The organism is Glycomyces sp. MUSA5-2 (assembly GCF_037034145.1).
GTDB classification, from domain to species: Bacteria; Actinomycetota; Actinomycetes; order Mycobacteriales; family Micromonosporaceae; genus Glycomyces; species Glycomyces artemisiae.
In genome coordinates this window covers 183,394-196,887 of the sequence record NZ_JBAGKG010000002.1, presented here as the reverse complement: position 1 = coordinate 196,887, position 13,494 = coordinate 183,394, and the positions used below count along the sequence as shown (strand labels likewise).

Sequence of the window (13,494 nt, the reverse complement as noted above, 5' to 3'; positions counted from 1 at the left end):
ATCCATGCGGACAGCGACTGTTCCTTCGTCGAAACCGTGCCATGCCACGCTGGAGCTTTGCAAAGTCACAAATCCATGGTTGAGGGTGATGACCCAAACAAGAGATCAGGCGTGCGCTGGATGCGCCGCAGCTGTTGTGACTACAAGCATAAGCAAGGCTTCGAGCAGTCACGACACCGGGTGGTCGTCTAACTGGAATAGTAGCGCACCTTTGCCATTCCCAACAACGGACCCGAGGATCACTCGTTCGGAGCCGGTGCGACCTGCACTGCGCCGTCGGCGACGTCCAGGCGCCTCGCCTCGAAGCCTTCGGGGGCCTCGGGGACGTCGGCGCCGTCCACCGCCAGGGCGAGCACGGTCGGTCCCGCACCGGAGATCGCCGCGGCGATTCCGGCGGCACGCAGCTGTTCCAACAACCGGGTGCTCTCGGGCATTCCCGCGGCACGGAACCGCTGGTGGAGGCGGTCCTCGGTGGCCTCGAAGAGGCGCGAGGGGCGCACCGTCACCGCGGCCACGAGCAGCGCCGAACGCGAGAGGTTGTACACCGCGTCGGCGTATTCGACCGTGGCCGGGAGCGCGGCGCGGGCGACCGAGGTCAGGCCCTTCGCCCGCGGGATGTAGACCCACGGGTGCAGCCGCGGCGACGGGTCGAGCGCGACCGCCTTCGCTCCGTCCTCTGTGGAGTAGGCGATGGTGAAGCCGCCGAGCAGGCACGGCGCGACGTTGTCGGGGTGGCCCTCGATGTCGCTGGCGAGCTTGAGCTTCTGCGCGCGCGTCAGGCCGGCGCCGGCGAGCGCGTCGGCGAGCATGATGCCCGCGACGATCGCCGCGGAGGAGGACCCGAGCCCGCGGGCGTGCGGAATCCTGTTGCGGCACTTGAGGTTCAAGCCGGGAGGCGTGAGGTCGAGCGACGCGAACGTGCGGATCATCGAGGAGGCGACGAGGTGGCGCTCGTCGCTCGGGACGGTGCCCGCGCCTTCCCCTTCGACCTCGACGGTGACCGCCGTGCCGCTCGTCGCCTCGGCGGTGACCTCGTCCCACAGGTCGAGGGCGAGGCCGAGCGAGTCGAAGCCGGGGCCGAGGTTCGCTGAAGTGGCCGGGACGCGGACGGTCGCCCGCGGCCCGCCCTCGGCGACGCTTGCGGAGCCGTAATTGTGCATGGCGAAGGCGCCCAACTAGAGCCCCAGTGCGGTGGCGGTCTGCAGGACGTCCACGGGGACGGTCTGCGGCTGCGGCGCGGTGGAGACGGCCCAGTCGGGGTCCTTGAGGCCGTTGCCGGTGACGGTGCAGACGACGGTCTGGCCGGGTTCGAGCCAGCCCGCGGCGGCCTGCTTGAGCAGGCCCGCGACCGACGCGGCGGAGGCGAGTTCGACGAAGACGCCTTCGGAGCGGGCCAGGAGCATGTACGCGGCGTGGATCTCGCGGTCGGTGGCGGCGATGATGTCGCCGTTCGACTCGGCCTTGGCGTCGAGGGCCTTCGTCCACGACGCGGGGTTGCCGATGCGGATCGCGGTGGCGATGGTCTGCGGGTGCTCCACGACGCGGCCGTCGACGATCGGGGCCGACCCGGCGGCCTGGACGCCGAGCATCCGCGGGAGCTTCGTGGCCGCGCCTGCGGCGTGGTCCTCGTTGTACCCGAGCCAGTAGGCGGTGATGTTGCCCGCGTTGCCGACCGGGAGGCAGTGGATGTCCGGGGCGTCGCCGAGGACCTGCACGACCTCGTACGCGGCGGTCTTCTGCCCGAGGATGCGGTTGTAGTTCAGGTGGTTGACGAGCGTGACCGGGTACTCGATGGCGAGCTTGTCGGCGATGGTCAGGCAGTCGTCGAAGTTCCCGTCGACCTGGAGGACCTTGGCGCCGTGGACGAGCGCCTGCGCGAGCTTGCCGAGCGCGATCTTCCCGGCCGGGATGAGCACCGCGCAGGTGATCCCCGCGCGGGCGGCGTAGGCCGCGGCCGACGCCGACGTGTTGCCGGTGGAGGCGCAGATGACGGCCTTCGAGCCGTCCTCGACGGCCTTGGAGACCGCGAGGGTCATGCCGCGGTCCTTGAAGGACCCGGTCGGGTTGAGGCCCTCGATCTTGAGGTACACGTCGCAGCCGGTCTTCGCGGACAGGACGGGCGCGGGGAGCAGCGGCGTGCCGCCCTCCTGGAGGGTCACGACGGGCGTGGCCTCGGTGACGGGCAGGCGGTCGCGGAATTCCTCGATCAGGCCGCGCCAGCCGGGGCGCATGGCGGAAGGGGACATCTCGTCCTCATTCTCCTTCGACGCGCATGACGCTGGTGACCTGGTGCACCGACGTCAGCTGCGACAGTTCTTCGACGGTGTCCGACAACTGCTTGTCGGCGGCCGTGTGGGTGACCACCACCAGCTGGGCGTCGTCGCCGCGGCCGGACTGGTGGACGGTGGCGAGGCTGACGCCGTGGTGGGCGAAGGTGGCCGCCACGCGGGCGAGCACGCCGGGCTCGTCCACTACGTCGAGGCTGACGTGGTAGCGGGTGCGGGCCTCGCCGATGGGTTTCACCGGCAGGTCCTGGTAGGCGGCCTCGGGCGGGAACGCGGTGATCCCGCCGCGCTTGTTGCGCGCCACGGCCACGATATCGCCGAGCACGGCCGACGCGGTCTCGGTGCCGCCCGCTCCCGCTCCGTAGAACATGAGGCGGCCCGCGGACTCGGCCTCGACGAACACGGCGTTGTACGCGCCGTTGACGTTCGCGAGCGGGTGGCTCGCGGGGATCATCGCCGGGTGGACGCGCACGGACACGCCGTCGGCCTCCCGGGTGGCGATGCACAGCGGCTTGACGACGCGCCCTTCGGCGGCGGCCGACGCGATGTCGGCGGCGGTGACGTCGCGGATGCCCTCCCGGTAGACCTCGCCGAGGTCAATGTGGGTGTGGAACGCCAGCGAGGCGATGAGCGCGGCCTTCGCGGCGGCGTCGTAGTTGTCGACGTCGGCGGTCGGGTCCGCTTCGGCGTAGCCGAGCTCGGTGGCCTCGCCGAGGGCCTCCTCGAACGCCGCGCCGGTCTGCGACATGCTGCTGAGGATGTAGTTCGTGGTGCCGTTGACGATCCCCAGGACCCGGTTGATCGTGTCGCCGTGGAGCGACTCGCGCAGCGGGCGCATGAGCGGGATCGCCGCCGCGGCGGCGGCCTCGTAGTACAGGTCCGCGCCGCCGGACTTCGCGGCGGCCGCGAGGGCCGGGCCGTCCTCGGCGAGGAGGGCCTTGTTCGCGGTCACGACGGACTTGCCCTCGCCGAGGGCGGTGGTGATCCAGGTGCGGGCGGGCTCGATGCCCCCGGCGACCTCCACGACGATGTCGACGTCCTCGCGCTTGACGAGGCTCAGCGCGTCGTTGGTGAACAGCTCCTTGGGCACCGGCAGGTGCGAGCGGTCCCGGTCGAGGCGGCGCACGGCGATCCCGACGATCTCGACCGGCTCCCCCACCCGGGCCGCCAGCTCCTCCCCGCGCGTTCGCATGAGGCGCACGACTTCACTGCCGACGGTGCCGCATCCGAGTAGCGCGAGTTTCATCGCTGGTGTCCTCTTTCTGTGGGTTCAGCCGGTCGCGCGGGCGCGCCCGGTCTAGCCGACGTCGAGACGCAACAGGTCGTCGACGGTCTCACGTGCCAGGATCACCCGGGCCTGGCCGTCGCGGACGGCCACCACCGGCGGGCGGGGCACGTGGTTGTAGTTCGAGCCCATGGAGCGGCAGTAGGCGCCGGTCCCCGGGACCGCGAGCAGGTCCCCCGGCCTGACGTCGGCCGGGAGGAATTCATCTTTAACAACAATGTCGCCGGATTCGCAATGCTTTCCCACAACGCGGGCGAGCGCCGGTGTGGCGGAGGACGAACGCGAGGCGAGCGTCGCCGAGTAGGTGGCGTCGTAGAGCGCGGTCCGGATGTTGTCGCTGATGCCGCCGTCGACGGAGACGTACAGGCGCGAGGCCCCGCCCGAGAGCGTCACGGGCTTGACCGTGCCGACCTCGTAGAGCGTGAACATCGACGGCCCGATGAGGCTGCGGCCCGGCTCGATCGACAGGCGCGGCACGCTGATCCCCGCGGCCGCGCACTCGTCGTCGACGATCTTGCGCAGCGACGACGCGATGTCGGCGGGCGCCTGCGGGTCGTCCTGCGTCGTGTACGCCATGCCGAAGCCGCCGCCGAGGTCCAGCTCGCCGAGCACGACGCCGAAGTCGGCCTGGAGCTTCGCCTGGAGGCGGGCCACGCGCGCGGCCGAGACCTCGAACGCGGCGGTGTCGAAGATCTGCGACCCGATGTGCGAGTGCAGGCCCAGCAGGTTCAGGTGCTCGGCGGCGATGACGCGGCGCGCGGCCTCGTAGGCGACGCCGTCGGCGAGCGAGAACCCGAACTTCTGGTCCTCGTGCGCGGTGGCGATGAACTCGTGCGTGTGCGCCTCGACGCCCACGTTCACGCGAATCATCACGTTCGGGCGCTTGCCCAGCTCCCGCGCGATCGCTTCGAGCCGCTCGATCTCCTGGAACGAGTCGGCCACGATCCGGCCCACGCCGATCTCCACGGCCTGGTGCAACTCGGCGAGGGACTTGTTGTTGCCGTGCAGGCCCAGCCGGGCCGGGTCGAGCCCGGCCGCGAGCGCCACCGCGAGCTCGCCCGCGGTGCACACGTCGACGAACAGGCCCTCCTCGGCGGCCGCGCGGAGCACGGCCTTGGAGCAGAACGCCTTCGACGCGTAGAACACGTCGCAGTCGGCGAACGCCTCGGTCCAGGCCCGGCAGCGCGCCCGGAAGTCGTCCTCGTCGAACACGTACGCGGGCGTGCCGAACTCGGCCGCGAGCTTCTCCGCGGAGATCCCCCCGACGTGGACCACGCCGTCCTCGGCGCGCTCCACGTTCCGGGCCCACAGCTGCGGCAGCAGCGTGTTCACGTCATCGGGCACGCCCAGCCACGACGGGCGCAGCGAGTCGAAGTCGCCGTGCAGCGCACCGGCTTCGTGCGTGCGCATTACATCCGCTCCGGGGCCGAGACGCCGAGCAGCGCGAGGGCGTTCGCGAGGACCGTGCGCGTCGCGTCGACGACCCACAGCCGGGCGCGGTTGAGGTCCGTGGGCTCCTCGTCGCCGACGGGCAGGACCCGGCAGTCGTGCTGGAACCGGTGGTAGGCGCCCGCGAGCTCCTCGGCGTACCGGGCGACCCGGTGCGGCTCGCGCAGCTCGGCGGCGGTCGCGACCACCGACGGGAACTCCGCGAGGGCCTTGAGCAGGTCCGACTCGCGCTCGTGCGTGAGCACCGACGCGTCGTAGGTCTCGCCCTTGTCGACGCCGCGGTCGGCGGCGTTGCGCAGGACCCCGGCGATGCGGGCGTGCGCGTACTGCACGTAGTAGACCGGGTTGTCGCTGGAGTTGCGGGTCCACAGGTCGATGTCGAGGTCGATCGAGGAGTCCGCGGAGTAGCGCGCCAGCGCGTACCGGGCGGCGTCCACGCCGATCGCAGAGACGATGTCGTCGAGGCCGAGGACCGTGCCCGCGCGCTTGGACATCCGCAGCGGCTTGCCGTCGCGCAGGAGGTTGACGAGCTGGCCGATGAGGATTTCGAGCGTGCCCGGCTCGTCGCCGAAGGCCCGGCTCATGGCCTGCATGCGGCCGATGTAGCCGTGGTGGTCGGCGCCGAGCATGATGACGAGCTTGTCGAAGCCGCGCTCGCGCTTGTCGAGGTAGTAGGCGCAGTCGGCGGCGAAGTAGGTCCACTCGCCGTTCGACTTCTTCAGCGGCCGGTCCTTGTCGTCGCCGAAGGTCGTGGTGCGCAGCCAGAGCGCGCCTTCGGACTCGAAGATGTGGCCCTGCTTGTCGAGGCGCTCCACGGCGGCGTCGAGCTCGCCCTTGTCGTGGAGGTCCTTCTCGTTGAAGAAGACGTCGAAGTGGGTCCCGAAGTCGGCGAGGTCGGACTTGATCTCGGCGAACATGAGGTCGACCCCGGCGACCCGGAAGACCTCCTGCGGGTCGTCGGCGTCGAGCGCGTCGGGGTGCTGCTTGAGCACGTCGGCGGTGATGTCGGCGATGTAGGCGCCGCCGTAGCCGTTCTCGGGGGTCGGCTCGCCCTTGGCGCTGGCGAGGAGCGACGCGGAGAAGTTGTCGATCTGGGAGCCGGCGTCGTTGAAGTAGTACTCGGCGGTGACCTTCGCGCCGGAGGCGCGCATGACCCGGGCGAGGGCGTCGCCGACGGCGGCCCAGCGGACGGCGCCGATGTGGACGGGCCCGGTCGGGTTCGCGGAGACGAACTCCAGGTTGACGTTGTGCCCGGCCATGGACTCGTTGGCGCCGTAGGTGTCTCCGGCGGCGACGATCTTCCCGGCGATCTCGCCCGCGGCGGCGGCGTCGAGGGTGATGTTGAGGAAGCCGGGCCCGGCGATGTCGACCTTGGCTACACCGTCGGTGCTGGTCAAATTCTTGGCGATCTGCTCGGCGAGGGCGCGCGGGTTGGTGCCGGCCTTCTTCGCGGTCTGGAGCGCGATGTTGGAGGCGTAGTCGCCGTGCTTGGGGTCCCTGGGTCGCTCCACCGCCGTCGCGGCGGGCAGTACGGCGGCGTCGAGGTTCAGGGCCTCGAAGGCATCGCGCGTAGCGGACAGCACTTTCTCTGCGAGCGTCTCAGGAGTCACCCGGTAATCGTAGACTCCCGGCTTCTGGGCCTGCGAGTGATAAAGGCCCGTGTGGCCTGCACCGGTAGGTTGTCAGTGGCAACTCCGACGGAAGGCTCCGAACATGCGCACGCTTCGCACCCGCTGGACCGCGCTCGCTCCACTCTTCGCCCTGGCGGCCCTCGCCGCCTGCACTCCGGCCGCCGATTCGGGGGAGGACGGCGCGGCGGCCGGCGACGAGACCTCGCAGGAGGCGGCGCAGGGCGTCGCGATCGAGGGCGTGGAGTCGTTCTACGGGGAGTACGGCGACTACGTGACGGTGATGGCCGCGATCCAGGACGGCGAGGTCACCGCGGAGGACCTGGAGTACCCGTTCGTGGCGCAGCAGGAGCACGTGGACACCGCGACCGATTGGGACGGGCAGCCGCCGGTGTACGACCTGGTGCCGCCGGCGGGCGGGAACCACCTGAGCGTGTGGCAGACGTGCACCGGGTCGGTGTACGACGCGCCGCTGATCGACGGGCACGCGGTCCACTCGATGGAGCACGGCGCGGTGTGGCTGACGTACGACCCGGAACTGGTCGCGCCGGAGGCGGTCGACGCGCTGGCGCTGCTGATCCAGAACCGGGACTACTCGCTGATGAGCCCGTACCCGGGGCAGGGGCCTGCGGTGTCGCTCCAGTCGTGGGGCAACCGGTACCAGACCGACGACCCGGCCGACCCGGTGATCGAGGCGTACCTGGACGAGTTCATCCTCAACGACCGGTTCAACCCGGAGTCGATGGCGACCTGCGCAGGTGGGGTGAACACCACGGTCGAGTCGTAGCCGGACGGGCACGGGCCGCGAATAAGCCTCGTCTCTAAAGAAGGGTCGCGGCCCGACCAGGTAAGGTGGCCTACGCGAGTGGTGTTCATGCCGGGCCCTCCCCCGGTGCCGCTGGCTCAACCTGTCGTCGACGATAGAGGCACGCCCCGCGATATGGCTACCAAGAAGCAATCCGCCACCAAGAGCGCCGGCAAGGGCAGCACTGGCAAAGGCGACTCCGCCGAGGACCCGAAGGAGACTCCGGTGAAGGAGTCCGCCGGGTCCAAGGGCTCGTCCAAGGCCAAGACCTCGGGCAAGACCCCGGCCAAGGGCGCCGGGAAGACGCCCGCCAAGAGCTCCGGCAAGAGCGCCTTCGACACCTCCTCGAAGAACGCGAAGTCCGGACCCGGCCGCAAGGGCCGCGCGGTCCAGGTGAAGCAGCCGAAGCCGTGGGGCTTGATCCTCACGTTCGCCGGCGTCGGCGTCGTCGCGCTCGGCCTCATCGGGGCCGCCGTGTTCGTCGTCTGGGACCGGAGCCAGCCGCCGGAAGGCGTCACCGACTACTACGGCGAGTACGCCAACTACTCCGAGGTCTCCAAGGCCCTCCAGGACGGCGACGTCACCGAAGAGGACCTGGAGCACCCGTGGGTGGTCCAGCAGACCCACGTCGACGGCGACGAGGACACCTCGAACGACAACCCCACGTACGAGACGACCCCGCCGACCGGCGGCAACCACCTCGGCGCGTGGCAGACCTGCACCGGCTCGGTGTACGCGGCCGCGATCGTCGACGGCAACGCCGTCCACTCCCTGGAGCACGGCGCGGTCTGGCTGACCTACGACCCGGCGCTGGTCGACGGCGACGGCATCGCGCAGCTCTCCGAGAAGATCAACGGCCGCGACTACACCCTCATGAGCCCCTACCCCGAGCAGGGCGTGGAAGTGTCGGTCCAGGCGTGGGGCGTCCAGTACCAGACGGACGACCTGAACGACCCGAAGATCGACGAGTTCCTGGACTACTACATCCAGAACGCCGACAACACGGCCGAGGCCAACGCGGCGTGCTCCGGCGGCGTCTCGACCACGGTCGAGGACGCCGGGCAGATGCCGACGGGCTGACGGCGGCGAACCTTTCGGGCCGACGCTCGTTAGGCATGACGAGGGTGCGGGCGCTCCGCGAGGGCGCCCGCTGAAGGAGGACGAATGAGCGGCTTGTGGCGCCGTCCCGCGGTGCTGATCGCGATCACCGCGGTGCTCATGCTCGCCGCGGGCGGGGCGGTCGGCTACGTGGTCGGCACGTCCTCCCCCGGCAACGACTCCGTCGAGGCCGGGTTCGCGCGCGACATGATCACGCACCACCAGCAGGCTGTCGACATGGCCATGTACGAGTGGCAGAACGGCTCCGACGAGACGATGAAGGCCGTCGCGTACGACATCGCCACCTCGCAGAGCGCCGAGATGGGCATGTACCGCTCCTGGCTGCGCCAGTGGGGCGTGCAGCTGTCCAGCGGCGAGCCGATGGCGTGGGCGGGCGAGGAGCACGCCCACGACTCCGAGGCGGCCGGGGGGCTCATGCCCGGCATGGCGACCGACGAGCAGCTCGCGGAGTTCAAGGCCACCACGGGGACCGACGCGGACGTCATGTTCGCGAACCTGATGATCGACCACCACATCGGCGGCGTCGACATGGCGAAGGCCGCGCTGGACCTGACCGACAACTCGCTGGTCACGGATGCGGCGCAGCGCACGATCACGGTGCAGCAGGCCGAGATCGAGAACCTCGAAGGCCACCGCGACAGGATCCTCTCGACCGTCGAGAACTAGGGAGTCCGCCGTGAGCGACAACTGGGGACCGCGATACGGCGACCCGGCGCACCCGACGACCGGGGAGCTGCCCCGGGTCGGCGACGGCCGCGGCACCGACGAGCTCAAGACCGTCCAGGTCGACACCGTCTCCGGCGCGCTCCCCCGCACGCGCGAGCCGTCCCGGCCGCGCTACTCCTGGGAGCGCCCCGACGACCACGGCCGCTTCGCCGAGCCCTCGGCGCCCCGCGAGGAGCCCCGGGCGGGCGGCTGGTCGGTCCCGCGCGCGGGCCGCGACGGCTCGCCGCCGACCGACATGCAGTCCAACCGGTTCCGGTACTCCTGGGAGACCTCGCAGCCGCGCACGGAGCCCTCGCGGCCCCGCTCGGACGACACGACGCAGTTCGCGCGCGTCGGCGACGGCCTGCGGGGCGCGGTCGGGCCGGTGACCGTCCAGGTCGACCACGTCCGCATCGACGGCGGCCTCACCTCCGGCGACACGCAGCTGCTCCCCACGTCGGCGTTCATGCGGCCCAAGCCCGAGGAGATCCCCGAGGCGTACGAGTCGCCCCAGCCCGAGCCTGGCACCGGCTCGATGCCCGCGATGCGCCACCAGATCGGCCCCGACTGGACCCAGACCCCGCTGCGGCTCCTCGCCGCCGCCGTCGTCGCCACCGCCGTCCTCGGCGCCTCCGCCGCGAGCCTCATCACGATCGGCAACTGGATCAACCCCTGACGGCCTGAGAATGTCGCACCCTTGCGGGAACATGGACATATGGCTACCTGGGACGACGTGGTCGAGATCGCGATGCGCTACCCCGAGGTCGAAGAGACCACCAGCTGGCAGACGCCCTCCCTCAAAGTGAAGGGCCGCTTCTTCGCCCGCCTCCGCACCGAGGCCGAAGGCGGCCTCGCGATCGTCTGCGACCCGAGCGAGAAAGCCGCCCTCCTCGCCTCCGCGGACCCGACCTACTACACCACCAAGCACTACGACGGCTACGCCATGATCCTCGTCGACCTCGACCGCATCGACCTCCCCCGCCTCACCGAACTCATCGAGGACGCCTGGTACGCCAAGGCCCCCGTCAGAGTCAAGAAGGCCTGGGAGGAGAGCTGAAACGGGCCCGGCCTTCGGCCGGGCCCGTTCCTCCTTGCAGCACTTAGACGATGATGCCCGCGCCGACGGTGCGGTTGTCGGACTCGTCGATGATGATGAAGCCGCCGGTGGAGCGGTTGCGGCGGTAGTCGTCGCACAGGAGCGGCTTCGTGGTGCGGAGCGTGACGCGGCCGATCTCGTTGAGCTTCAGCTCGTTCGCGGACTCGTCGCGGTGGAGGGTGTTGACGTCGAGCTGGTACTGGACGTCCTTGACGACGGCGCGCGCGTCGGCCGTGGTGTGCTTGATGGCGTACTTGCCGCGCAGGCGCAGCGGCCGGGACTCGTCCATCCAGCAGACCATCGCCTCGATGTCCTGGGCGACGCGCGGCTGGTTGCCGGGGCGGCAGAGCATGTCGCCGCGGGAGACGTCGAGCTCGTCCTCCAGGCGGACCGTGACCGACAGGGGCGGGAACGCCTCGTCGAGGGGCCCGTCGGCGGTCTCGATCGACGCGATGCGGGAGGTGAAGCCGCTGGGCAGCACCATGACCTCGTCGCCGGGCTTCATGACGCCGGAGGCGATCTGGCCCGCGTAGCCGCGGTAGTCGTGGTTGTCGCTGGAGTGCGGCCGGATCACGTGCTGGACCGGGAAGCGCACGTCGACGAGGTTGCGGTCCGAGGCGATGTGGACCTTCTCCAGGTGGTGGAGGAGGCTCGGGCCCTGGAACCACGGCATGTTCTCGGAGCGGTGGACGACGTTGTCGCCCTTGAGCGCCGAGATCGGGACCACGGTGAGGTCGGGGACTTCGAGCTTCGTCGCGAACGCCTTGAACTCGTTCTCGATCTGCTTGAACACGGCCTCGTCGTAGTCCACGAGGTCCATCTTGTTGACGCACAGGACCATGTGCGGGACGCGCAGCAGCGAGCACAGGAACGCGTGCCGCCGCGACTGCTCCACCAGGCCCTTGCGGGCGTCCACGAGGATCAGCGCCAGGTCGGCGGTCGAGGCGCCGGTGACCATGTTCCGCGTGTACTGGATGTGCCCGGGGGTGTCCGCGATGATGAACTTCCGCTCGGGCGTGGAGAAGTAGCGGTACGCGACGTCGATGGTGATGCCCTGCTCGCGCTCCGAGCGCAGGCCGTCGGTGAGCAGCGCCAGGTCGGTGTACTCGTCGCCGCGGCCCGCGGAGACGGCCTCCACAGCGTCCCACTGGTCGTCGAACAGCGACTTCGAGTCGAACAGGAGCCGCCCGATGAGCGTGGACTTGCCGTCGTCGACCGAACCGGCCGTGGCGAAGCGCAGCAGCTCGTGCGTGTCCTCGCGCGAGGTCAGCGTGTCGGTCATCTAGAAGTACCCTTCCCGCTTGCGGTCTTCCATGGCCGCTTCAGAGGTCTTGTCGTCGCCGCGGGTCGCGCCGCGCTCGGTGACGCGGGTGACCTCGACCTCGGCGATGATCTCCTCGATGGTCGTCGCCTCGGAGCGGACCCCGGCGGTCAGGTTCGCGTCGCCGACGGTGCGGTAGCGGACGGTCTCCTTGAAGACGGTCTCGCCCTCGCGCACCTGGATGAACTCGTTGACCGCGTAGAGCATCCCGCCGCGGTCGACCACTTCGCGCTCGGACGCGAAGTACACCTCGGGCAGCGGGATCGACTCGGAGCCGATGTAGCGCCACACGTCGAGCTCGGTCCAGTTCGACAGCGGGAACACCCGGATCTGCTCGCCCGGGTGGACGCGCCCGTTGTACAGGTTCCACAGCTCGGGCCGCTGGTTCTTCGGGTCCCACTGGCCGAAGTCGTCGCGGAAGGAGAACACGCGCTCCTTGGCGCGGGCCTTCTCCTCGTCGCGGCGGGCCCCGCCGAACAGGGCGTCGAACTGGTACTTCTCGGCTGCCTCCAGGAGCACGGGCGTCTGGATGCGGTTGCGGGTGCCGTCCGGCGGCTCGGTGACCATGCCGCGGTCGATGGCGTCCTGCACGGACGCGACGATGAGCTGGACGCCGGTCTCGGCGACGCGGCGGTCGCGGTAGTCGATGACCTCCGCGAAGTTCTGGCCGGTGTCGACGTGCATGACCGGGAACGGGATCGGCGCGGGCGCGAACGCCTTCTGCGCCAGGTGCAGCATGACGATCGAGTCCTTGCCGCCCGAGAAGAGCAGCACGGGGCGCTGACAGGTGGCCGCGACCTCACGGAAGATGAAGATCGCCTCGGCCTCCAGCGCGGCGGTATGGCTGATTCGATAGTCGCTCACCGGCGCAGTGCTCCTCTCAGCTCGACCCCGGACGGGGTGTCGGTCGTTGTCTTGCGGCCCTTGCGGACCGGTGCGGTCAGTGCCCGTCGACGGCGGCGAGCAGCGGCTCGGCCAGGTCGGGGCGGCAGACCAGCAGGTCGGGAAGGTAGGGGTCGGCCTCGTTGTACCGCAGCGGAGCGCCGTCGATCCGCGTGGCGTGCCATCCGGAGGCCAGGGCCACCGCCACGGGCGCGGCGGAGTCCCACTCGAACTGGCCGCCGGCGTGGACGTACGCGTCGACTGTACCGGCGACCACGGCCATGACCTTGGCTCCGGCCGAGCCCATCGGCACGAGTTCCGCCCCGAGCGCGGCCTCCGCGGCCAGCGCCTGCGCGGGCGGGCGGGTCCGGGAGACGGCGATCCGGGGTTTCGCGGGGGAGGCGGCGGGCACCGGGTAGACCTCGTCGGTGCGCAAGGTCACGCCCTGCGCGGGGAGGGCGACGGCCGCGGCGGTGAGGCCGAGGCCGCGCTGCCAGAGGGCGACGTGGACGGCCCAGTCGTCGCGGCCCTCCTCGGAGTACTCGCGGGTGCCGTCGAGGGGGTCGATGATCCACACGCGGTCGGCGCCGAGCCGCTCGGTGCCGACGCGGCCCGCCTCGCCCTTGCCCTCCTCGGAGAGCACGGCGTCGCCGGGGCGCTCGGCGCTGAGGCGGCCGAGCAGGAAGTCGTTGGCGCGCAGGTCCCCCGCGGCCTTGAGCGCACGCGAGTCGGCGAAGCCGAGCTCGGCCCTGATCGCCAGCAGCAGCTCCCCGGCGCCGGTCGCGAGCGACGCGGCCAGGGCCGTGTCGTCTGGCGCCGCGGCCTGGGGCGTGGCGGTGGGGGCTCCGGTCTCTGACGCGGGGCCTGGGGCGTCGTGCATGCCGGTCAGTCTACGCTGCGGCCCTTCCGCGTCCAAATG

Annotated in this window: 13 protein-coding genes; 5 read left to right on the top strand and 8 right to left on the bottom strand. The window is 70.7% G+C overall.

Going from position 1 to position 13,494, the window contains the following annotated elements:
• Nucleotides 1-239: 239 nt before the first annotated feature.
• The 5 genes from thrB to argS are packed head-to-tail and all read right to left on the bottom strand — an operon-like array spanning nucleotide 240 to nucleotide 6,629.
• The gene (gene thrB / locus WA640_RS06610; RefSeq protein WP_335986766.1) at nucleotides 240-1,160 is read right to left on the bottom strand and encodes a homoserine kinase; all 921 of its coding nucleotides are present in this window, start codon (nucleotides 1,158-1,160) and stop codon (nucleotides 240-242) included.
• Nucleotides 1,161-1,175: 15 nt separating this feature from the next.
• Nucleotides 1,176-2,246, bottom strand: a complete 1,071-nt coding sequence (gene thrC, locus WA640_RS06605; RefSeq protein ID WP_335986765.1) for a threonine synthase — start codon at nucleotides 2,244-2,246, stop codon at nucleotides 1,176-1,178.
• A gap of 7 nt (nucleotides 2,247-2,253) precedes the next feature.
• Nucleotides 2,254-3,531 (bottom strand): homoserine dehydrogenase, encoded by a 1,278-nt coding sequence (locus WA640_RS06600; protein WP_335986764.1) that lies wholly within the window; start codon nucleotides 3,529-3,531, stop codon nucleotides 2,254-2,256.
• Between the two features lie 51 nt (nucleotides 3,532-3,582).
• On the bottom strand, nucleotides 3,583-4,980 hold the full coding sequence (lysA, locus tag WA640_RS06595; RefSeq protein WP_335986763.1) for a diaminopimelate decarboxylase: 1,398 nt from the start codon (nucleotides 4,978-4,980) through the stop codon (nucleotides 3,583-3,585).
• Nucleotides 4,980-6,629 (bottom strand): arginine--tRNA ligase, encoded by a 1,650-nt coding sequence (gene argS, locus WA640_RS06590; protein ID WP_335986762.1) that lies wholly within the window; start codon nucleotides 6,627-6,629, stop codon nucleotides 4,980-4,982. Before argS ends, lysA begins: the two co-directional genes overlap by 1 nt.
• A 103-nt stretch (nucleotides 6,630-6,732) precedes the next feature.
• Between argS and WA640_RS06585 the strand changes: the two genes are divergently transcribed.
• The 5 genes from WA640_RS06585 (at nucleotide 6,733) to WA640_RS06565 (ending at nucleotide 10,333) form a co-directional block, all read left to right on the top strand.
• Entirely contained in the window at nucleotides 6,733-7,434 is a 702-nt protein-coding gene (locus WA640_RS06585) for a DUF3105 domain-containing protein (protein WP_245889010.1), read from the top strand.
• Between the two features lie 153 nt (nucleotides 7,435-7,587).
• Nucleotides 7,588-8,532, top strand: a complete 945-nt coding sequence (locus WA640_RS06580) for a DUF3105 domain-containing protein (RefSeq protein WP_335986761.1) — start codon at nucleotides 7,588-7,590, stop codon at nucleotides 8,530-8,532.
• An 84-nt stretch (nucleotides 8,533-8,616) separates the two neighbouring features.
• Nucleotides 8,617-9,237, top strand: a complete 621-nt coding sequence (locus tag WA640_RS06575) for a DUF305 domain-containing protein (RefSeq protein WP_335986760.1) — start codon at nucleotides 8,617-8,619, stop codon at nucleotides 9,235-9,237.
• Nucleotides 9,238-9,247: 10 nt separating this feature from the next.
• Nucleotides 9,248-9,952, top strand: coding sequence for a hypothetical protein (locus WA640_RS06570; RefSeq protein ID WP_335986759.1), 705 nt, complete (start codon nucleotides 9,248-9,250; stop codon nucleotides 9,950-9,952).
• Between the two features lie 39 nt (nucleotides 9,953-9,991).
• Nucleotides 9,992-10,333: an MmcQ/YjbR family DNA-binding protein gene (locus tag WA640_RS06565; protein ID WP_335986758.1), complete on the top strand. Its 342-nt coding sequence runs from the start codon at nucleotides 9,992-9,994 to the stop codon at nucleotides 10,331-10,333.
• A gap of 43 nt (nucleotides 10,334-10,376) precedes the next feature.
• On the opposite strand, the gene WA640_RS06560 is transcribed toward WA640_RS06565, so the two are convergent.
• The 3 genes from WA640_RS06560 to WA640_RS06550 all read right to left on the bottom strand — a co-directional run bounded on the left by WA640_RS06560 (nucleotide 10,377) and on the right by WA640_RS06550 (nucleotide 13,455).
• Entirely contained in the window at nucleotides 10,377-11,654 is a 1,278-nt protein-coding gene (locus WA640_RS06560; RefSeq protein WP_335986756.1) for a sulfate adenylyltransferase subunit 1, read from the bottom strand.
• Complete coding sequence (gene cysD, locus WA640_RS06555) at nucleotides 11,655-12,557, bottom strand: sulfate adenylyltransferase subunit CysD (protein ID WP_106364962.1); 903 nt, start codon at nucleotides 12,555-12,557, stop codon at nucleotides 11,655-11,657. It abuts the gene before it with no gap.
• A gap of 76 nt (nucleotides 12,558-12,633) precedes the next feature.
• Nucleotides 12,634-13,455: a 3'(2'),5'-bisphosphate nucleotidase CysQ gene (locus WA640_RS06550; RefSeq protein WP_335986755.1), complete on the bottom strand. Its 822-nt coding sequence runs from the start codon at nucleotides 13,453-13,455 to the stop codon at nucleotides 12,634-12,636.
• Nucleotides 13,456-13,494: the final 39 nt, after the last annotated feature.